Origin of the sequence: Cloacibacillus porcorum (assembly GCF_001701045.1) — a bacterium.
GTDB lineage: Bacteria > Synergistota > Synergistia > Synergistales > Synergistaceae > Cloacibacillus > Cloacibacillus porcorum.
On sequence record NZ_CP016757.1, the window covers coordinates 2,652,951 to 2,674,129 of the forward strand.

The window sequence follows — 21,179 nt, forward strand, 5'->3', positions numbered from 1 at the left end:
TTACTCGCCGCAGGCGGCGAAAACACGCCGCGCAAGCTCTCGGTACTCTTCCGCCATCGGACTGTCCGGAAAGGCCTCCAGCACCGTCTGACAGCGTTCCTCCGCCTGCTGGACGACGGGGCTGAAGCTGAGCGCGCCAACCACCCGCGACTCGACGTCGGCGGCAAGCTCCGCCACCTTCTCCTCCTCGCGCGGCACATTGCGGCGGTTGAGGATCACGCCGCCGAGAGTCGCGTAACCGCGTGAACGGAAGTTCGCCACCGCCGCGGCTATGTTGGCCGCCGCGTGGATCGCCATATTCTCGCCGGAGGTGACGACGAATACCTTTTCCGCGTAGCCCTCGCGGATCGGTATCGCGAAACCGCCGCAGACCACGTCGCCAAGTACATCATAGATCACCGCGTCGGGCTGATAGATCTCAAAGGCGCGCCTCTCCTTCAGCTTTTCCATCGCGGCGATGATACCGCGCCCGGCACAGCCCAGCCCCGGCGCGGGGCCGCCAGCTTCGGCGCAGAGCACGCCCGCGAAACCCGGAGTCACCATCTCCTCCAGCGTGAGGGCCTCCCCTTTTTTCTTGATCAGCTCAAGCACCGTCGGCACCGCCCCGCCGCCGCGCAGATTCACCGTCGAATCGGCCTTCGGATCACAGCCGATCTGCATCACGCGCATGCCGGACTGCGCAAAGGCCGCCGCTATATTCGAAGCCGTCGTAGACTTCCCGATGCCGCCCTTGCCGTAAATCGCGATCTTTATCATCTTCCACACCCCTCAGAATAAAAAAACCCTCCGCCCGCCGGACGAAAGGAGACAATGGCGACCTCTGGGGACCCCATCTCTTTTTATGCTACGCCTTCCGACTCCGAACGAATCATCGTCAATTCAGAACGATTTTTATTTAAAATTCAGCCACAGGTGAATCTTAGCACAATAGAGAGACAGCGGCAAGAGGCCAGGGATAGTGTTTACAACACCATTGACTCCCGCCGCCGATTTAGGCGATTTTGCCTATAACTTTAGGCACGGCAGAAAAGAGATAAAATGGCGGCGAGGCAGCGGTAAAAGCTACGCCTCCTGTTCCCGTTTCCTGGAGATCATCTCCATAAGCAGGGATGCTGTAATGCCCATAAAGAGCCCCAACAGTCCGGCCAGGCAAAGTATCTTCAATCCGCCGCGCGATACGGGCTTGCGGGACAGGATCGGCTTTTCCACGATTTTGATCGGGTCGGTCGCCTCCACGGTGGTAATGCGCGAGAGCTGGTATTTCTTAGAGAGGTCTACATACGATTCCTGCAGCGTCGTTTTTTCGCGCTGCAGGCGCGCGACCTCTGTCTCCATCCCAAGTAACTTCGCATACATCGCAGCGTGTTCTTTTTTCAGACTGGAAGTCTTCGCTTTCAAGTCTTTTATTGAGGCGTTAAGCGATGATATCTCCAGCTGGGTATTCGCTAAAACTGTCTTGAGATATGAATACTGATTATTCAGAAGCTCTTCCTCTATATTTAGCTCCCGCAGACTCTTAAGTTCGGAATCGCTGAGGCTCTTAGAGAGAAAATTCCAAAGCGCCTCCTTGCTCATCCCTTTGGATAAAGATTTGGTTTCACTCTCCAAAGAGAGCAGCTTCTCCGCGGCCTTTGCCTTCGCCACAAGCGGCGGAAGCGCGACTACGTCTTTGTTGTATTGGGAGAGAAATTCGGAATAGAGCTTTTCCGTCGTCTGCAGCTGAGCTTTGAGCATGGGGATGGAGTCGGCCCTCTGGGCGGCGAGCAGCCTGTCTTCGGTCTTTTCCAGATCAGTTTTTACAGTCTTTACCGATTCGCCGATGAATTCAAAAGAAGAACCGGCACGGTCGACAAAGTGCTGGGCGTTGCGTTTGATAAAGAGCGAACTCCAGATGTTCAGCGCATTCATCGCCTTTTTAGGGTCTTTATCTTTTAAGGATACTGTCATGGTCATCTGATTGGGTATTTCCTTGGCGGATTCCGCAGATTTCGCCAGCTGGACCTTCATTTTACGGCGCATGTCGTCCGTCGTAGGCCGGTATTCCGTCTTTTCGTCGGCGTAGGCCAAGTTTATCACGTCGTCCAGCAGATCCTCCGCCGTCGCAAGCGTAATATAGGTATCGGGGGTGAGCATGACGCCGCCGCGGCCCTCCGTATCTATCTCGGAGGGTATAGGAGGCAGAAAGAGCAGGGTCGTGCGGCTTTCATAGGATCGCGGCGTCACCGTCAGGTAGGCGGAAGCACAGATGAGACAGACCGCCACAAAGGCCGCGATCAGCTTTTTATGCTTCCACAAAGAATCGATGATATCGACCAAATCTATCTCCGAGTCATCGCGCCAGCCGTCAAAATCATTGCGCATGACTGGATATGTTTCCTTGTCCATGAAAATACGCCCCTTTTTAAAGAACAACTTATTATTCAAGCAATATTACCGATGTGCCTACCATCATATATTAATCTGCATTATCAGATAAATCCTGCCTTTTGTCAATAATTTACTACATTATTTTGTAGGTATTATATTACAGACAGCGAAGACTCCTCTCTGTAAGGTATTTCTTACATAGAGGTGAGAAGCTTTTGACAATAGGAGACAGGATAAGGGAAGTACGTAAACTCAATAGGATCACTCAGGAAAAACTCGCTGAATTGCTTGGCGTTTCGCGAGTCACAATTTCTTCGTGGGAAAATGACGAAAATGCACCTACCGTCGACAATATCATTTACCTATCCGAAACGTTCCATGTGTCGACGGATTATCTCTTAATTGGATTGACTGACCCCGACGATAAAACACAAGTAAAGACGGCGCAGGCTAAAATGGATGATATTTTTCTCAATCTCTTCAACTCGCTCGATCCAGCCAAACGCGATGAAGTGATAAAGTTCATGCGTTACCAGGAATTTCTGTCTAAGGAGAAACCGTGACAAAGCAGAAGCCTAGGCAAACATCCAATGGGGCCGGCCTTGATACGCCATATTATATAAGGAATAAAGAAGGGAAAGAAATTAGCCCGCTGCCACATAATGTCTAGTTAAACGATATTAGGGGCTTTGCGATAACCATACAAAAACCCTGACGAAATATACAACCGGCAGAGGCAGAATGAGATTACCTGCAACATTAGCGAAGAACCGACAACAGGCAGTTAGTGTTGATAGAATTGCAGACACAGTTGTGAAAAACTACTGGCCGGCGATAATTTTATCGTATAACCGCCTGTAAGGCATCACGGTCGGACAAAAACAGCGGGGCCAGGATACTCTCCGGCCCCGCTGTCATCTATTCCACATACTTCTTAAATTCGCCGTATCCCTCTTTGTCCATATCTTCGTAGGGAATGAAACGCAGGGCGGCGCTGTTTATGCAGTAGCGCGTGCCGTTCGGCGACTCGCGGTCACCGGTAAAGACGTGGCCAAGGTGTGAATCTCCCGCGCGGCTGCGCACCTCGGTACGGCGCATGCCGAATGAGCCGTCCTCTTTATAGATCATCGCGCCGTCGTCGATGCCCTTCGTAAAGGCCGGCCAGCCGCAGGAGCTGCCGTACTTGTCCTTTGAGGAGAAGAGCGGCTCTCCCGTCACGACGTCAACATAGATGCCGCGCTCTTCGTTATTATAATACTCGTTGTCGAAGGGCGGTTCGGTGGCGCTTTTCTGGGTGACCGCGTACTGCCTCTCCGTCAGCCTGTTTTTCAGCTCGTCGTCCGACGGCTTACGGTACGGGGCAGCGTCGACTTTGATATCCTTCGCCTCATCCATCTCCTCACGCGTGATGTGGCAGTACCCGCCGGGATTTTTCGTAAGATAGTCCTGATGATACTCCTCCGCCCGGTGAAAGATCCGCAGCGGCTCGATAAGCACATAGAAACCCTCCTCCGCGCGTCCTTTCTCGATATCGGCGACACGCCGGACGACGGCCTCCGAGGCGTCGTCCGCATAGAAGACACCCGTCTGGTACTGCGTGCCGACGTCGTTTCCCTGGCTGTCCCGAACGCTGGGGTCGATTATCTTAAAGAAGGCGAAGAGCAGCGTCTCAAGCGATACCCTCTTCGGGTCGTAAACGACGCGCACCGTCTCCTTATAGCCGGTCGTGCCGGTGCAGACCTGCCTGTAATTCACCTCGTCGTCCGTCCTGCCGTTCGCGTATCCGGATACGGCGTCGATCACTCCTGGTATGCCCTCCATGTATTTCTCAAGCCCCCAGAAGCATCCTCCCGCGAGGTAGATAACCTCTTCTCCCGCCTTTTTCGTATATGTTGGATCTTTTACCACTGTCATCCGCGCCTCCTTTGAATGAGTCTTTCCATTATCTTCCCTGGATTCAGCCGCGCGCAGCGTAAAAACCGCCGCGCCGACGACCAATATCAACGAAAATACCAAAAGCTGAAATATACTCTTTCTCATTGGCCCTCCCTAAATCGTAATAATTATTGTTTCATAACTATTGTAACACTAATTATTACATTTAAAAAGAGCCGAAGGCGAATGATATGGCGGAATTTTTACAGTATGGATATTACCTAAGCAAAGGCAGGTCGCCGGTCAGTCTGTTGACGAGTTTTTTCGCGCCGCATATCCCGATCCCGAAATAATGGAGTTCGTCCTCCTCCACGGCGGCGGATTTCTCGATGTATTCTTCGTAATTTTTGCAGCTCTGAGCGACGTCGGAAAAATCCACCGTCAGCAGCGCGGAAAATTCCGGTTCGTATAGTCTGGCTCTTATGGCGCGCAGTTTTTCCTTACCGGCGCGCAGTATCGGCACGGGAAACTCAATCACGCCAAGGTGCGCCCGACCGCTCTTATCGAGCACATCTGGGCCGACGGTCTCAGGCCGGTGTCTTCCCAGCGTGATGCCGATGATCCCCGCGGTGTTTGCGATGAGCCCCAGAGGCAGCTCCTCGTCTATCACCATCACGCATTTTTCATTCTGAACTTCCATAGTTGAGTCACGCATCTCCCTTTGACGGGGCGACGCCGGAACAAAATATCCGCTGATATTGTTTTGGCGTCACGCCGGTAAATTCTTTAAAAAAATTGGTAAAATGGCTCTGATCGGCAAAGCCCGCCAGGTCGGCGGCCTCGACGGGCGGCACGCCGCTTTCGAGAAAACGCTTAGCCCTGCCGAGCCGTACGGTCTGGAGGTAGCGGTATGGAGAGAGTCCCGTCTCCTTAGTAAACGAACGTATGAGGTAAGACTTGCCGTATCCGGTCAGCGCCGTGAGGTCGCCGAGGGCGACATTTTCAGCGAAATGCTCTTCCAGATAGCCACAGGCCAGCCTTATCCGCTCATCGCCGCCGCTTTCGCTTCGCGGCGCGGCGCACTCATCGATAAGCTGTTCAAGCAGAAAAAAGAGCGCCTCCTCGCGCTCCATTTTCGGAGCGCGCTCCGCCACGGCGTCGTAGAGAGCCGCCAGCGGCTGGGCAATATCGCTCTGAAAGAGCACGTTTTTCGCAAAACAGAGCTCCTCAGCGCCAAGCCCCGTTTCTCGCAGCAGCCGTGAAAGCACCTGCGGCCCGATATTCACGGCACGGTAATCGAGAGCCTCCCCGCCAATCGGCGAGCAGCAATGGTTGTCGCGCGGGTTAAAGAGGACGATATCCCCCGCCGACAGGTCGTACTCGGCGCCGCGGCACCAGAGATGGCGTCTGCCGCCAATCATCAGCCCGATCACATAACAGTCGTGAAAGTGATTCGGAAACTTCTGCACTATCCCGCTGAGCCTGTACGCCTCGATCTCTAAATCGCCGTCGTAATAGACGCGGCGCTCTTCTCCCTCGGCCGCCATGATACGCATCCCTCCCTGCCGCTGTCATACTACCACACGCGCCGCCGCCTTTCTTGAACGATATTGCACCCGCCGCGCGCGGACAAAAAAAAGAGAGGAAAAATCCCCCTCTTAAACTTTTACCTACCAACCACGCGGTCCGTCAGTCGATGATCTTCGCGATCTCGCTGACATCCTTGCGTTTCTTCTGACGCACGGACTCGTCCGCCGCATATCCGAGCGCCACGACCGCGCGCACGGTGTCGCCCTCCGGCAGCCCCAGCAGAGCTTTAACATCGGCGTCGTTGAAGGTGCCGATGATGCAGCAGCCAAGCCCCTGTTCCGCCGCCTCAAGAATGAGATAGGCCGTCGCCATGCCAACGTCTCCCTCGGAGTAGCGCTTCGAGTCGTAATGTTCGACGACGATCGGCATCAGTACCGGCGCCGCCTCTTCGGCGACGACGATAAATGCCGGAGCCGCCTCCGCCCATTTATTGAGTCCGATCTCCTGCACCAGCTTCGCGAGCGCGCCCTTTTTCTCATCGTTCGTAACGATGACGAACTTCCAGGGCTGGCTGTTGCAGGCCGAGGGAGCAAGCGAGGCCGCTTTCACGCAGCGCACCAATAGTTCGCCGTCTACCGCCTTATCCTTAAAGTTGCGGCAGCTCTGACGGCGCTGTGCCAGTTCGTAAAAATCCTTCATTGGTATGCCTCCTTATAATCAAACGATCCGCCGCGGCAAAACCTGACGCGTTTATTTCGCCGATCAGATCCGCCGGCGGCGGCTAAAACTCGAGCGTCTGGCCGGGAGCCAGAATCACAATCTCCGTCCCCAGCAGGTCGGCCTCGGCGACGGCCATTGAAAAGTCCTCGGGATTGGCCTTTATCTTCGGGAAGGTATCATAGTGCATCGGGATCGCCTTGATCGGATGAATAAAGTCGACGGCGCGCGCCGCGTCCGTGATATCCATCGTAAAATAGCCGCCGATCGGCAGGCAGGCGACGTCTATTTTCTCCGCCTCAAGTAGCTTCATCTCCATCGTCAGCCCCGTGTCGCCCGCGTGATAGACCCTTTTGCCGTCCACCTCAATGACGAAGCCGCAGGCGATGCCGCCGTAACGCGTCTCGCCGTCCTCAATAATAGGATCGCCGTGCCAGGCGGGGGTGAGCTTCACCCTGCCGAAGGGAAACCGCGCGCGTCCGCCGATATGCATCCCCTCGGTCTTGACGCCTTTGGAGGTGAGCCAGGCCGCAGTCTCGTTGCAGGTATAGACGGTCGCGCCCGTGCGCAGGGCTATCTCGACGGTGTCGCCCAGGTGGTCGCCGTGCGTGTGGGTGAGGAAGATCGCGTTGATATCGGTGAAATCGGCCGCTTTAGCCGCCGCTTTGGGATTGCCTGTAAGAAATGGGTCGATGAGCCCCTTGAGCCCCGTACCCTCAATGTAAAATGCGCTGTGTCCAAGATAACGAAGTTTCGGCATAAATTATACCTCCATGCACTAAATTTATTTTTATCCGTTACTACTTAATTATTATAATGTATCCCAATAAAAAATAAATATGGTATATTTACCGAAGAAGAATTTTTACAAACCTGTGGCCTTTACGTAACTTTGGCCAGGACTCCGGAGAAAAACCATCGCGGGGAAACGCCAGGGGAAATGCAATTTGACACCAACCGCGCCGGACAGGGTTCCGGCTTAATTCCATTTTATAATCTGTCACCTCGGCAGCGATGCACAGCGGCGACAGTAAGAAGCCGTACAAACACAATCAAGCCGCCGCATCTCTGCGGCGGCTTGATTGTTTCTTATCTTCTATCGCTCTTAAACCAGCGGTTCGATCGTCTTGATCGAGAGCTCATCAAGCTGCTTAGCCTCGACCTCGGAGGGGGCCTCCGTCATCGGGCACTGGGCCTTCTGATTCTTCGGGAAGGCCATTACGTCACGGATCGACTTGCTGCCCGTCATCAGCATTACGAGGCGGTCAAGGCCGATGGCCAGTCCGCCGTGCGGCGGCGTGCCGTAGCTGAGGCCGTCGAGCAGGAAGCCGAAACGCTCCCTGGCCGCCTCCGGCGTGAAGTTCAGCGCCTGGAAGGCCTTCTGCTGCATCTCGGGGTTATGTATCCTTATCGAACCGCCGCCCAGCTCCGTTCCGTTGAGAACCACGTCATAGGCGCGGGAGCGCACACGGCCCGGTTCGCTGAGCAGATACTCCATATCCTCGTTCATCGGCGCGGTAAAGGGGTGGTGGACGGCGGTATAGCGGCCCGTCTCATCGTCCCATTCAAAGAGCGGGAACTCCGTCACCCAAAGGAAGCGGAAGCCCTCCTCCACCAGCCCGCGCTCGCGTCCGAGCTCAAGGCGGATCTGCCCCAAAATCTCGCAGGCCCTGCGCCAGCTCTCGTCGGCCATGATAAAGAGCGCGTCGCCGTTTTCGATCCCCGAAAGCTCCTTGAGCTTCGCGATACGGCCCTCGTCAAGGAACTTCACGAGCGGCCCCTTGAGCTCGCCCTCCTTGACCTGGAAATTCGCCATACCCTTCGCGCCCAGCGCCTTCGCGCGTCCCTCGAGATCCGAGAGCTCCTTGCGCGAGAGCGCCGCGCCGCCGGGCAGGCGCAGCCCCTTGATCGTGCCGCCGCCGGCAACCAGCGCCGCGAAGGGATTCTCGCCGCCGGCGAAAACCTCCTCAAGCGGCACCATCTCCAGCGGGATACGCATATCGGGCTTGTCGATGCCGTACTTGTTCATCGCTTCGTCCCAGGTCATGCGCAGGAAGGGCGTCTTTACCTCCACGCCCTTGATCTCCTTGAAAAGCCCCGCGAGATAATTCTCGACGAGCGTCATAATGTCCTCTTCGGTGATAAAGCTCATCTCAAGGTCTATCTGCGTGAACTCCGGCTGCCGGTCGGCGCGCAGATCCTCATCGCGGAAACACTTGACGATCTGCATATAGCGGTCACAGCCGCTGACCATCAGCAGCTGCTTGAAAAGCTGCGGCGACTGCGGCAGCGCGTAGAACTTGCCGGGGTTGACGCGGCTCGGCACAAGATAATCGCGCGCGCCCTCCGGCGTAGACTTCGTAAGCATCGGCGTCTCAACCTCGATAAAACCGTTATCGCCGAAATAATTGCGCGTGTAGCGCGTCACCTCGTGGCGCGTCCTGAGATTCGCCTGCATCGACTCGCGGCGCAGATCAAGATAGCGGTACTTCATGCGCAGATCTTCGTTGACGCTGTCTGCGTTATCCAGCTCGAAGGGTATCAGCTTCGCCGGCGCGAGCACGATAAAGTCGTCGACCAACAGCTCGACGGCTCCCGTAGCAAGCTCGGGATTCTCCGTACCCTCGGGACGGCGGCGCAGCCTGCCCTTCACGGCAAGCACATACTCGCTGCGCAGCGCGCCCGCGCGTTCGTGCGCCTCGGCGTTCAGCTCGGGGTTAAAAACAACCTGCGTCACACCCGTCTTGTCCCACAGCTCGATAAAAATTATCCCACCAAGGTCGCGGCGGCACCTGAGCCAGCCGTTAAGTACAGTCTCTTTTCCTGCGTCCTCAAGGCGCGGAGCCCCGCAATACATGGTTCTTTGCCAGGAGGCGTCATAATGTCGGTCCATCGGTCATCCCTCTTTATCTGAAAATATTCTCTATGATTATTTAAGCTTATTGACGATCTGCTCCACCGTCAGCTCTTCCTGCACGCCCTCTTTAAGATCCTTCAGAGTGACGACGCCCCTCTCCACCTCGCTCATGCCGAGGATACAGGCATACTCCGCGGAGGCGCCAGCCGTCTTCATCTGACCCTTCATCGCCCTGCCCATATAATCCATATCGGCGGAGATGCGGTTCATGCGCAGCGTACGCATCAGGCTCATCGCATCAAGACGCGCGTCGGGCTCGGCGGCCACCACATAGACCTTATTCTCCGGCTTCCTGCCGAAAGAGCAGCCCTGCGCCTCCATCGTGAGAATGACGCGCTCGATGCCGGAGGCGAAGCCGACGCCCGGCACATGCGGACCGCCGATCGCCTCGGCGAGATTGTCATAACGCCCGCCGCCGCAGACCGCGTTCTGCGAGCCGAGATCGCCGGAAAGAATCTCATAGGCCGTCTTCGTATAATAATCCAGGCCGCGCACAAGTCGCTTGTCATGCTTGACCACCGCGCCGATCTTATCCAGGCCGCGCTGCAGCTGCTCAAAGTGCTCTTTGCACTCGTCGCAGAGGTGATCCATAACCGAGGGCGCACCCTCCGTGATCTCCTTGCATATCGGGCTCTTACAGTCCAGAATGCGCAGCGGATTACGGTCAAAGCGGCTCTTGCAGGAATCGCAGAGCTCGTCAAAGCGCGGCCGCAGATACTCCTGCAACGCCTTGCGGTAAACGGGACGGCACTTGGGACAGCCGACCGAATTAAGCACCACCTGCAAATTCGAGAGACCGAGACGGCGGTAAAGCTCCATCGAAAAATCGATCACCTCGAGATCCACAAAGGCGTCCTGCGCGCCGAGCGCCTCGATGTCGAGCTGCACAAACTGGCGGTAACGCCCCTTCTGCGGACGCTCATAACGGAACATCGGGCCAATGCTCCAGAGCTTCGCGGGCTGCGTGCCCTTATTCATTTCATTTTCCAGATAAGAGCGCACCATCGAAGCGGTCAGCTCCGGGCGCAGGGTAATGCTGCGGCCGCCCTTGTCCGTGAAGGTGTACATCTCCTTCTCGACGACGTCAGTCGTCTCGCCGACTCCGCGGCAGAAAAGCTCCGTATGCTCGAAGATGGGAAGATGTACCTCTCTATATCCATAATCATCCGCAACATTGCGGCACATCTGCGTTACATAGGCCCACTTCCAAGACTCGTCGCCAAGTATGTCCCTTGTTCCACGCGGCGCCTTGACTGCTTCCATCCCAACCGCCTCCCGGTAAGTTTTTGATTGACCAGCGGGGCTCATCCTCGCGGCCATAAAAGCCGCCGGGCCGCCCCTCGGAAAAAATAATTCCCGTTATTCAAATGAATATAATACTTCATAAGTACATAGCAAGACAAGACAAAAGAGAAAAAATTTTTACCCTTTATCGGCTCTCTTATGCAGGCAGTGCTTCACCCTCTCCGAAGCGGAGTTGATCGTAGCAAAGTGCGCCGCGCACGCTATGCACAACGCCGAGATACCCCCGCCCTATAAACGTCGATTTCCTATGGACGGGGAAAAGAGATAAATAACGATTTAGCTTTTGATAGGGTAAAAAATAAATAGCGGTTTAACCTTTCTTTTGACTTTGCCCTTACAGCCTCCCTCTCCGAGGCGGCCAGAGAGCCGAAATCTTTGATTTCGTGCGATTCGGCTGGTAGTTACATCAGAGGTGTCGGCCGCCTGCTTTTGGCGGCTGACGGAAGAAGTGTTGCTCTGTTTGGCGCGGTTCCCGTGCCAAACAGAGCCCACGGCAAAAGCCGCGGGAGAACCTAAGGTCAACTCTCCCTCAGTCTCGGCGAAAAACATCGCCGAGCCAGCTCCCTCACAGAGGGCGCCAAAATCTTTGGTAAACCGCTATTTATCTTTTACTCCCCCGAAGCTAAACCGCTATTGATCGTTTCCCCCATCGGGGCTAAACCGCTTTTTTCCATCCCAAGGAAATCTCCCGGATACGGGAGACGCCGTAAACTCTGCGTATTTTACTGATATCACAGATGGAATATCTTTATTTTAAACAGGAATATGCTTTTTTTATTAAAATATGATAATCTATTAGTGGTAAAGGAGGCGGTCTCATGGAATATATTTGCGGTTTACACAAAAGATATAGCTGCGCCATGATGGTGACGGCCTTTTATATCATTGTGCAGGCCTTTTTATTACTCGCCTGCGAAGGTCCGTCGGCCTCCTGTCTCCAGGACCGTGGCAGCATCTACGTCATGGAGGCGATGAAAAGCATCTCTTCCACAACGCTCTCGCAGCGCACGACGGAGACGCGCCTCTCATCTTTATCGGTAATGACCGCCCCGGCGCCCAGGGCCATCTCCGAAGCCTTTTCGGACGGGTTGAATCTTGCCGCGGAACGTACAAGAAGCTGGGCTCTCTGGGATATTTTTATCGGCAGCGAACAGGAATCACACCCTTCCTCCGACATGGTCGCGAGGAAATAATCCCCCTTTTTCTCTGAATACCGCAGACTTTTTTAAACCGCGCCCTTAAGAGGCGCGGCGGACAGTGTCGTCAAAACGTAGCGGCCGCCGGAGGGTGGTCCGCTGACGCGGCGTCTTTATCCATAATGATCAGGGGGGAGCAGCGATGGAACTTCTTCACGCGGGGCTCGACATAGGTTCGACTACGGCGAAGGCAGTCGTCCTCGATGAATATGACAAAATTATATTTTACCGGTACAGCCGGCATTTTGCCGATATCCGCACAGCTGTGGAGCGGCTTGTCGGCGACATAAAGGATAGTTTTTCCGGCGCGAAGCTCACGCTCGCGATGGCGGGCTCCGGCGCGCTGGAGATCGCGCGGGGCATGAACGTGCCCTTCACACAGGAACAGATTGCCTGCACGGCAAGCATCACGCGCTTTCTGTCGGGTGTCGACGTGTGTATAGAGCTGGGCGGCGAGGACTCGAAGATAACTTTTTTCGACGAGTCAGGAGCCGAACAGCGCATGAACGAGACCTGCGCCGGCGGCACGGGGGCCTTTCTCGACCAGATGGCCTCCCTCTTCGGCACGGACGCCGCGGGGCTCAATGAGCTCGCCAAGGGGCATAAGACGATCTACCCCGTCGCCTCGCGCTGCGGCGTATTCGCCAAGACGGACGTGCAGGCGCTGCTGAACGACGGCGCTTCGCGCGAGGATGTCGCGGCCTCGATCTTCCAGGCTATCGTCAATCAGACGATCAGCGGCCTCGCCTGCGGCAGGAAGATCGCGGGACGGGTCGCCTTCCTCGGAGGCCCGCTTTATTTCCTCTCGGAGCTGCGGAGACGCTTCACGGAGACGCTGCGCCTGCCGCCTGAACAGTCTATCTTCCCGCAGAATCCGCACCTCTTCGTCGCGATGGGCGCGGCGATCAGCGCGAAGATGCAGGGCGCTGTGGATGCCGACATCCTGCAGCGGCGCGCGGAGAATTTCTTCGTCTCCCACCGCGAGGAGCGCGGCTCAAAGCTGCGCCCGCTCTTCCGGGACAGGGGCGAGCTCGCGGCCTTCCGTGAGAGGCATTCCGCCTGCCACGCAGAGCGCGTCGATATACGGGACTATCAGGGCGAGGCGTACCTCGGAATAGACGTGGGCTCCACGACGACAAAGATGGTCCTCATCGGCGGCGGCGGCGAGCTGCTGTTTTCAAGATATCGCCTGACGGGCGTCGGCGACCCCCTTGAGACGGTGCGCGAGACGCTCTCGGAGCTCTATTCGCTGATGCCGGAGGGTATAACGATCAGAGGCAGCGGCGTCACGGGATACGGCGAAAAGCTGATAAAGGCCGCCTTCGGCGTGGACGTCGGCGAGGTGGAGACGGTTGCGCACGCGAAGGCCGCCGACTTCGTCCTTCCGGGGACGGATTTCGTGATCGATATCGGCGGGCAGGATATGAAGTGCCTGCGCATCAAGGACGGCGTGATCAGCGGCGTGTTTCTCAACGAGGCCTGTTCCTCAGGCTGCGGCTCTTTCCTCCAGAGTTTCGCGAAGTCGCTTAATATGGAGATGGACGAGTTCGCCCGCGCCGCCGAGGAGTCGGATTCGCCCGTGGATCTCGGTTCGCGCTGCACGGTATTTATGAATTCGCGCGTGCGCCAGGCACAGAAGGAGGGGGCCCCGGTGCGCGACATCTCCGCAGGGCTCGTCTATTCCGTCGTTAAGAATGCGCTCTATAAGGTGCTGAAGATCAAGGACCCCGCGGAGCTGGGCAGCCGCATCGTCGTGCAGGGCGGAACCTTCAGGAACGACGCGCTGCTGCGTGCCTTCGAGCTGGTGACGGGGCGCGAGGTGGTACGCCCCGATATTTCGGAGCTGATGGGAGCCTTCGGCGCGGCGCTGATCGCTAAGGAGCGCCGCGGGGCGAAGAGTTCGCTGCTCGGTGCGGCGGCGCTGGACAAATTCAAGACGACGGTGACGACGCGGAACTGCGGCGGCTGCGGCAACCGCTGCCTGCTGACGCTTACGCGCTTTCCCGACGGGCACGGCTATATATCCGGCAACCGCTGCGAACGCGGCGGCGCCGAGGAGGACAGGGGGCCGCTGCCGCCGAACCTCTTTGAAAAGAAGTACCGGCGGCTTTTCGACTACTATAGGCCGCTGGCCGCCGCCGAAGCGCCGCGCGGCACGCTGGGCATTCCGCGCGTGCTCAATATTTATGAAAATTATCCCTTCTGGTTCACCCTCTTTACGGAGCTTGGCTTCCGCGTGGAGTTATCTTCAAAGTCGCCGGACGAGAACCTCGGCATCGAGACGATCCCCTCGCAGACGGTATGCTATCCCGCAAAGCTGGTGCACCGCCATATCACGGAGCTGCTGGAGCGCGGCGTGAAGAATATCTTCTATCCCATGATCCTCCACGAGAGGCGGGAGTTCGCCGGGGCGCAGAACGATTACAACTGCCCCATCATCACCGGTTATCCCGACGTGGCGCGGCTCAATATCGACCGCCTGCGCGGCGAAGGGGTGAATTTCATCCAGCCGGCGCTCGCCATTGAGGACGAGGCGGCGCTGGTAAAGACGCTCTCCGGCGCGCTCGCAGCCTTCGGCGTCACGAAAGACGAGCTGCGACGCGCCGCCAAACTCGCAGAAGAGGCGCGCGCCGCTTACAGGGCGGACGTGGAAAAACTCGGGCAAGAGGCGCTCGCCTATCTGAACGAGCACGGCGGCATCGGCATCGTCCTCGCTGGACACCCCTATCACCTGTCGCCGGAGGTCAATCACGGCATCCCGGAGCTTATCGGCAGCTACGGCGTGACGCTCTTCACGGAGGATTCGATCTGCGGCCTCGCAGACGGCCTTGAGGAGGCGGGTGAGGTCGGGGCAGTGGATCAGTGGGTATATCATTCGCGCCTCTACCGCGCCGCGATGGTGACGGCGAAGCACCCTGGGTTCAGGAATGTGGAGCTCGTGCAGTTCAACTCTTTCGGCTGCGGGCTGGACGCCATCAGCGCGGAACAGACGGCGGATATCCTCACGCGCCACGGCAAGCTCCATACGCTGATAAAGATCGACGAGGGGAAGAACAACGGCGCCGTCAAGATCAGGATACGTTCGCTGCTCGCGGCGATGAAGACGGAGAGGAACGGCGCTGGAGCCTATACGGAGCCGCCGCTCAAAATGGGACGTCCCGCCGTCCGCCCCGAGGGACGGACGCTGCTATGTCCGCCCCTCTCGCCCTTCCATTTCCAGTTCCTGGAGACCGCCTTTGAGGGCAGCGGCACGAATTTCAAGGTGCTGCCGGAGGGGACGCGCGAGACGGTGGAGCTGGGGCTGCGCTATGTCAACAACGACGTCTGTTATCCGGCGATGATGGTCGTCGGCCAGTTTATCGAGGCGCTGAAGAGCGGCCTCTACGACCCGGGACGCACGGACTGCCTCTACGCCCAGACGGGCGGGGCCTGCCGCGCGAGCAACTATATACATCTCCTGCGCGGCGCTCTCGACGCCGCGGGGTTCCCGCAGGTGCGCGTGATGGCGCTCAACCGCCAGAAGGAGGGCGAGGCGGAGAGGTTCGAACTGCCGCCGCGCGTCGGCTGGCGCGCGCTGCTCGGCCTCTTTTACGGCGACCTGCTGATGCGCCTGCTGCTGCGCACGCGCCCTTACGAGCGCGAGAGGGGCGCGGCGATGAGGCTTCACGACCTGTGGGCGGAGCACATTAAGGACAATATACGCGCGGGAAGCTGGTTCCGTTTCCGCCGGGACGTCATGGAGATGACGCGGGACTTCGCCGCCGTGCCGATCGATAATATCAAGCGCCCGCGCGTCGGCATCACGGGAGAGATACTCGTCAAGTATCACGCGAACGCCAACGAACGCCTCATCGAACTTATTGAGGAGGAGGGCGGTGAGGCGGTGGTGCCGGACATGGGCAACTTCCTCTCCTATTGTCTTTTCGATCCGGTATATGCCAACAAGCACCTCGCGGGAGGCTTCTGGCCCCGCGCCGCCGGCGAAGCCGGCATGTGGGTGCTCGACAGGATAAAGGCCCCGATCGTCAGGGCTCTGAAGGGGACGCGCTTCGGCGAGCTGCATAATATTAAGGAGCTCGCGAAGCTCAGCGGCGATGTCGTCTCGCAGGCAAACCAGGCCGGAGAGGGCTGGCTGCTCACCGCGGAGATGATAGCGCTCATCGAGGGCGGGGTGGGGAATGTGCTCTGCGTCCAGCCCTTCGCCTGCCTGCCGAACCATATCACGGGCAAGGGGGTCATCAAGGAGCTCAAGCGCCGTTTCAAGGGCGCGAATATCCTGCCGCTGGACTATGACGCAAGCGTGAGCACAACGAACCAGCTGAACAGGATTAAACTTTTGATGGCTACCGCCCGGTAAATCGGCGTAAATCGGCGTTTATAAGCACGACTAACTTCATAACTGAGGGTTTGTCAATGCTGCGGCAGACGCATCCGCATGTAGCGGCAATATGGATAATTTGAAAATGTCCCCGCCCAGCGGCGGGAACGTTGCCTTGCGGTCACCGCACTTTAGTGCGCCTCCGCTTGCCAAGCCCCCAGTCATTTCGTTATTCGCACTTCTGATGAAGAAACTAAGCGAATCACACAAAACGCAAAATCAGCGTTTTGGTTCTCTGCTTATAAACGCCGATTTCCTTTGGGTGGGAAAAGAGGTAAATAGCGATTTATCTTTTGACTTTGCCCTTAAAGGCGCCCTCTGTGAGGGAGCTGGCTCGGCGGTGTTTTTCCGCCGAGACTGAGGGAGAGTTGACCTTCGGTTCTCCCGCGGCCTTTGCCGCGGGCTCTGTTTGCGCGGTTTCCGCGCCAAACAGAGCAACACTCCTTCCGTCAGCCGCCAAAAGCAGGCGGCCGACACCTCCCTCGGAGAGGGAGGCTGTAAGGGCAAAGTCAGAAGCTAAATCGGCGTTTAGACGTGCTGGATGCTAAATAACTTGCTCTCTGAGTACCGGAGCCGTATCTTCATACGGCGATTGCAAGGCAATGTCCCCGCCATAGAGCGGGGGCATTTTCAAATTATCCATATTGCCGCGGCATGCGGATGCGCCTGCCGCAGGACGCTCAGGGGGTAAGTTATGACGCAGACGGCGCGTATAAACGCCGATTTAGCTCCTGCCTCAGTAGACGCTGCCAGCTGCGACTGTCAGTTCTTCCAGCAGAGCCTCGATCCTGCCCGTCACGGGATAGTCTTCGAGGCCGTAGGCCGAGGCCAGGAGCTCCATACGCGGGAAGGCGAGCCAGATGCAGCCCTTTTCATCCTCCCATATTGAGATACGCAGGGGAAGGTCGAGCGAGATGCTTTGATCGGCGAGCATGAGGTTCGTCCCGACCTTCGGCGAGCCAAAGACGAGTACCGTGGTGGGACGCAGCTCCATACCGACCTCTTCCGCGTTCTTCCGGTGGTCGAACTTCGCAAAAAGCGGGATGCCGCGTTTTTTGAGCTCTCTCTCGAGCCGCGCGGCGCTCTCTTCCACAGAGAACTGCCCCTCGTAAAGGAAGAGCCTGCCGTCGTCATAGTTTGTGGCGATGGTTCCGCCGAAGGCCGCCGCGATCCTGCGCCCCAGATTTGTGAAATCAACTCCTTCACGGTTGGCCATCAGGGTGACGCAGACAAGCTCCGAGGCGTCCGTGAAACGGCTCAGGAATGAGCTGTAGCCCGGCACCGATCCCTTGATATCCATAAGGCCGCGGTGTCCGTAGAAGTGCCAGCCAGCCACCGCCGGTACAATCTCCCCACCCGGCAGTTTCCACGGCGAGTAGACCAGCGCCTTATTCTCCGCGCGGCCAATCAGCGCCGTACCGGCAAGCCCGATATCCCAGAAGGAGATATCCTGCGCGCTGGCCCATACGTCGGAAAAACCTCTCAAAGAAGACACGACCTCCGGCGCGATCTTTTCTCCATCTGCGCCATAACTGGCGGCGGTCTCCGCCGGGTCTATGCGGAGAGGGTCTTTTTTGAATCTCTCGTGCACGTTTCCCGTGAGGCTCACATCCTCCTGCGGGAATTTATCAAGCTCTTCGGCAAAGGCCGTGCGGCGCAGGCCGAGGAAATCTATCTGGTTCTTCTTGACGAAGGCGTGGTAACCCATACCGCTCACACGCTCTATGACCTCCGTCAAGATCGCGAAATTTGTCGCGCTCAGCTCCACGCCGGAGCCGGGCGCGAAGGCAAGCGGAATATCTTTGACAAGCGTAACGGCCTTAGTGAAATCAAAACCCTCCGCGGCGTTCCACCCCTGCCGCTTATGGTAGTCCGCGATGCCCGAGGCGTGGCGCAGCAGCTCAAGCAGGGTGATGCCGTTCCATGCCGCAGGAAGTTCCGGCATATACTTCGCCGCCCTCTCCTCTACATTCAGAGCTCCCCGTTCGTGCAGCTGCATCAGGGCCACCGCCGCGAATGCCTGCGAGATCGGCCCGGCGGGCCACATCGTGTTTACCGAGGCGAGGCGGCGCTCCTTCGCCGATGAGAAGCCATACCCCGCCACGCGCGGGATATATGGCGCCTGCACAATGGCAAGGGTAAGTCCGGGAATATCCCTCTTTTCCATAAATTCCCAGATCATTTCGTCCACATATCGTCCGAGGTATGATATATCCGCGCTTCCCCTGGTCTTTAGCCCTTTGCGTCCTTCCGTATTCATTGCCTGCCTCATTTTCTTTCTCCGTCCCGTCTGTCGCGCGGCACGGCATACGATACAGCGTGCTGTACCGCCAATAGAACAACCGTGATTTTTGTCTTATAAACTGTGTACCGCCAGCCTGACGGCAACTATCTCGGACGTCATGAGCTTGGCGCGCCGACGGCGTACTGCGGCTCATCATAGCTGCAGCTTGGCGCGTATCTTGATATAAAGGAAATATAGAACGCCCATCCGGCAAGTATCAGTACGCCAGCGATTATTTTTTTCATCTCCCCGCAACTCCCTTCAGCGAAAATTTCTTTTTTCTTTCTTATGCTAATTGTAATTATAAAAGTTTCAGTTAATATGTCAAGCAAAATGATTATCAAATTCAGCGCAAGTAACATCCTGCAAAAAAAGTAAATTTATATCTCATCGCGTCCCGCGTCTCCGGCAAACGGAGGGCGTCTTTGAAAAAAACTCTGAGCGCGGCATATACCGGCGCAAAATAGTACGGCCCGGCCTCCCTGTTTCGGGAGCCGGGCCATACAAAACTATCTTAATTTTTTTTGTAACGCGGAGGTGCGCCGCGCGTTATCTTATCTCAAACAGGCGGGACATCGGCCCCGCCGTCCGGCGGCGGTTAGAATTCCACGTTCTGCCCAAGCCCCTTGCGCGCCGCCTTTTCGCAGAGATAGTCCGCCGCAGCGATGTCAAAGAGCGCCATGCCGACGGATTTGAAAAAGGTGGTCTCACTCTCTTTTTTACGTTTGCCGCCGATCAGCTCCGCGAGCGTGTGGATATCGCCGCGCCGCAGCGCGCCGTTTTCCAGCGGCGTTATCAGGTCGCCCGTCTCGTCCAGCGCGTGAGGGGTGTCCACGTAGACGTCGCCGCCCGTGAGTTTAAAGAGTCCGTCCGGGAATTCCCGCATGTCGGGCATGTAGGAGCCGATGCCGGAGAAGGCGTGTCCCGCGAGCAGCTTTTCGTCGTCGGGAAAGAGCGGGCTCTTGGAGGGGGTGGCCGTCATCACCGCCTCCGTCTTTTCGAGCAGCTCCACGGCGCTAGCGGCGATCTTTACCTCCACGCCCGGCAGCACTGCCTGCAGTTGTTTCGCGAACGCGGGAAGTTTTTCCGTTATCGCGTCGTATATCCAGACCTCTTTGACGCCTTTGCGCGCCGCGCAGCCGAACTGCGCCTGCCAGTAGCCCTGCGCCCCCGTACCGACAAGCCCTAAGGAACGGATATCGGCGCGCGCCGTGTTTTTGATGCCCGCGCCGCCGACGGCCCCGGTACGGAGCGCCGTCACCATTTTACCCTCGAGCAGCGCCTTCGGCTCTCCCGTCTTCGCGTCAAAGAGCATCACCGCGCCGTTGATGAAGGGCAGCCCCTTTTGCGGATTACCGGGGCGCAGCGTGAGGAGCTTGCAGCCCCAGGCCTCGGGCGTGACGCAGGGCATGAGCATCAGGGAGTCGCTTCCGTTAAGCGAAATGTTCGAGCGCAGCGGCATCGCGAAGTTTCCCTCGTCCGCGAAGAGCATCGTCTGCTCTATCTTTTCAATCAATTCGTCGAAGTCCACCGTCTCAACGAGGGTCTTTTCATTAAGTATCAGCACTTGTATCCGCTCCTTTTCTAAGAAAGTATTATTTTGCCGCTGAAAAAATTTGTCTGTTCCGCAGCTTGCCTGTAAGAGGCGGCTTTCTCAAACTTCGGCAAGAGAGAGGCAAGAGCAGGGTAAATCTCACAAATCCGCCGCGTCAAGGCCTCTTCCCGGCGCTTGGCGCTGCGGCCCGGTGCGTACATAGGAGCGCCGTTTCAAAGTCCATCTCCCGTTATTCCGGGGAGTGAACGGAGCGCAGATAGGCGTAGAGCGTAAACTTGCTCTTTTTCATCTCTTCGGAGAGGCGTTCCATCGCCCCCTTGACGAGGAAAAACCCCATCTCGTCGAGGCGGGCCACCACCTTGACCTTGTCTGAGCGCGGCAGCGCGGATAGGTCACCGCCCCACTCCTTTTTAACCGACGTAATCGAGTTGGAGACGACGTCGCCGACCTCCTTCGAGAAGTGTTCGCAGTAGTCCTCCGCACCCTCCCCAGTGGCGTCCGCACGAAAAAACTCGTCAAGCGCCTCCCGCGCGGCGGCAATCTTTGTGACATCCATGTTGATGCAGAGGAAGCCAACGATGCGCCCGGCGGCATCCCTGATAAAACAGACGCCGCATTTGAGGAGCCGCCCGTCTCCGGTCCTGGCCTGGTAGTTGTAGACCCCCGTCATCTTCTGATACTTGGGGTCCTTCAGCATCCGCAGGCCGAAATCCGTCATCGGCGAGCCGACGCCGCGGCCACTCACCTGGGCGTTGGCGCAGGCGATGATCGAATGTTCGGGGTTTGAGACGTCATGCAGCAATATTTCACAGTCACTGCCGAGTATCTCCCCAAGCCCCTTCACCAGGTCTATGTAGGACAGCAGCTCCGTTGGTATCTTGCGTTTATTCATCCTCCGCAGCCCTCCTGATTTCGCTGGCCTTATTTTATCATAAATAAATTGTCGATAACAATATTTTTTAATTTTTCGCAAAAATAATGTCGATAGCTGACGGTATCTTGCTTTTTCTATATTTATTAGTTTTGTTCCCTGAATGAAAATCTTCTTTTTTCTG

16 protein-coding genes are annotated in these 21,179 nt (G+C 57.1%); 3 read left to right on the forward strand and 13 right to left on the reverse strand.

All coding sequences use genetic code 11. From position 1 onward, the window contains the following. A complete protein-coding gene (locus tag BED41_RS12095) occupies positions 1 to 756 on the reverse strand; it encodes a nucleotide-binding protein (protein WP_066746653.1) in 756 nt (251 codons plus the stop codon). A gap of 306 nt (positions 757 to 1,062) precedes the next feature. Then, on the reverse strand, positions 1,063 to 2,385 hold the full coding sequence (locus BED41_RS12100) for a GumC family protein (RefSeq protein ID WP_066746656.1): 1,323 nt from the start codon (positions 2,383 to 2,385) through the stop codon (positions 1,063 to 1,065). Between the two features lie 197 nt (positions 2,386 to 2,582). On the opposite strand from BED41_RS12100, the gene BED41_RS12105 reads away from it, so the two are divergent. Further along, positions 2,583 to 2,930, forward strand: coding sequence for a helix-turn-helix domain-containing protein (locus BED41_RS12105; protein WP_066746658.1), 348 nt, complete (start codon positions 2,583 to 2,585; stop codon positions 2,928 to 2,930). A gap of 355 nt (positions 2,931 to 3,285) precedes the next feature. On the opposite strand, the gene msrB is transcribed toward BED41_RS12105, so the two are convergent. From msrB to hisS, 7 genes are all read right to left on the reverse strand, one after another. Continuing rightward, positions 3,286 to 4,407 carry a peptide-methionine (R)-S-oxide reductase MsrB gene (gene msrB / locus BED41_RS12110; RefSeq protein ID WP_066746659.1) on the reverse strand — a complete coding sequence of 374 codons (1,122 nt, stop codon included), beginning with the start codon at positions 4,405 to 4,407 and terminating at the stop codon, positions 3,286 to 3,288. Between the two features lie 112 nt (positions 4,408 to 4,519). Further along, the gene (locus tag BED41_RS12115) at positions 4,520 to 4,942 is read right to left on the reverse strand and encodes a DUF2000 domain-containing protein (protein WP_066746662.1); all 423 of its coding nucleotides are present in this window, start codon (positions 4,940 to 4,942) and stop codon (positions 4,520 to 4,522) included. Positions 4,943 to 4,949: 7 nt separating this feature from the next. Continuing rightward, positions 4,950 to 5,789, reverse strand: a complete 840-nt coding sequence (locus BED41_RS12120) for an AraC family transcriptional regulator (protein WP_066746665.1) — start codon at positions 5,787 to 5,789, stop codon at positions 4,950 to 4,952. 142 nt (positions 5,790 to 5,931) lie between these two features. Then, on the reverse strand, positions 5,932 to 6,471 hold the full coding sequence (locus BED41_RS12125) for a nitroreductase family protein (protein ID WP_066746668.1): 540 nt from the start codon (positions 6,469 to 6,471) through the stop codon (positions 5,932 to 5,934). Positions 6,472 to 6,553: 82 nt separating this feature from the next. Beyond that, positions 6,554 to 7,249, reverse strand: coding sequence for a metal-dependent hydrolase (locus BED41_RS12130; RefSeq protein WP_066746670.1), 696 nt, complete (start codon positions 7,247 to 7,249; stop codon positions 6,554 to 6,556). Between the two features lie 345 nt (positions 7,250 to 7,594). After that, positions 7,595 to 9,382: an aspartate--tRNA ligase gene (gene aspS / locus BED41_RS12135; protein WP_066746673.1), complete on the reverse strand. Its 1,788-nt coding sequence runs from the start codon at positions 9,380 to 9,382 to the stop codon at positions 7,595 to 7,597. A gap of 36 nt (positions 9,383 to 9,418) precedes the next feature. After that, a complete protein-coding gene (gene hisS, locus BED41_RS12140; RefSeq protein WP_066746676.1) occupies positions 9,419 to 10,669 on the reverse strand; it encodes a histidine--tRNA ligase in 1,251 nt (416 codons plus the stop codon). Positions 10,670 to 11,529: 860 nt separating this feature from the next. Here hisS and BED41_RS12150 point away from each other — a divergent pair. Together BED41_RS12150 and BED41_RS12155 are read left to right on the forward strand one after the other, a co-directional pair. Continuing rightward, complete coding sequence (locus BED41_RS12150; RefSeq protein WP_066746681.1) at positions 11,530 to 11,904, forward strand: hypothetical protein; 375 nt, start codon at positions 11,530 to 11,532, stop codon at positions 11,902 to 11,904. A gap of 145 nt (positions 11,905 to 12,049) precedes the next feature. Beyond that, the gene (locus BED41_RS12155) at positions 12,050 to 16,264 is read left to right on the forward strand and encodes an acyl-CoA dehydratase activase (RefSeq protein WP_066746683.1); all 4,215 of its coding nucleotides are present in this window, start codon (positions 12,050 to 12,052) and stop codon (positions 16,262 to 16,264) included. Between the two features lie 757 nt (positions 16,265 to 17,021). Here BED41_RS12155 and BED41_RS12160 read toward each other — a convergent pair. From BED41_RS12160 to BED41_RS12170, 4 genes are all read right to left on the reverse strand, one after another. Continuing rightward, positions 17,022 to 18,545, reverse strand: coding sequence for a serine hydrolase (locus tag BED41_RS12160; protein WP_066746685.1), 1,524 nt, complete (start codon positions 18,543 to 18,545; stop codon positions 17,022 to 17,024). 140 nt (positions 18,546 to 18,685) lie between these two features. After that, positions 18,686 to 18,814, reverse strand: coding sequence for a hypothetical protein (locus tag BED41_RS16855; protein ID WP_268217927.1), 129 nt, complete (start codon positions 18,812 to 18,814; stop codon positions 18,686 to 18,688). 353 nt (positions 18,815 to 19,167) lie between these two features. Continuing rightward, positions 19,168 to 20,136: an ornithine cyclodeaminase family protein gene (locus BED41_RS12165; RefSeq protein ID WP_066746687.1), complete on the reverse strand. Its 969-nt coding sequence runs from the start codon at positions 20,134 to 20,136 to the stop codon at positions 19,168 to 19,170. Between the two features lie 217 nt (positions 20,137 to 20,353). Next, positions 20,354 to 21,016, reverse strand: coding sequence for a helix-turn-helix transcriptional regulator (locus BED41_RS12170; protein ID WP_066746701.1), 663 nt, complete (start codon positions 21,014 to 21,016; stop codon positions 20,354 to 20,356). Positions 21,017 to 21,179: the final 163 nt, after the last annotated feature.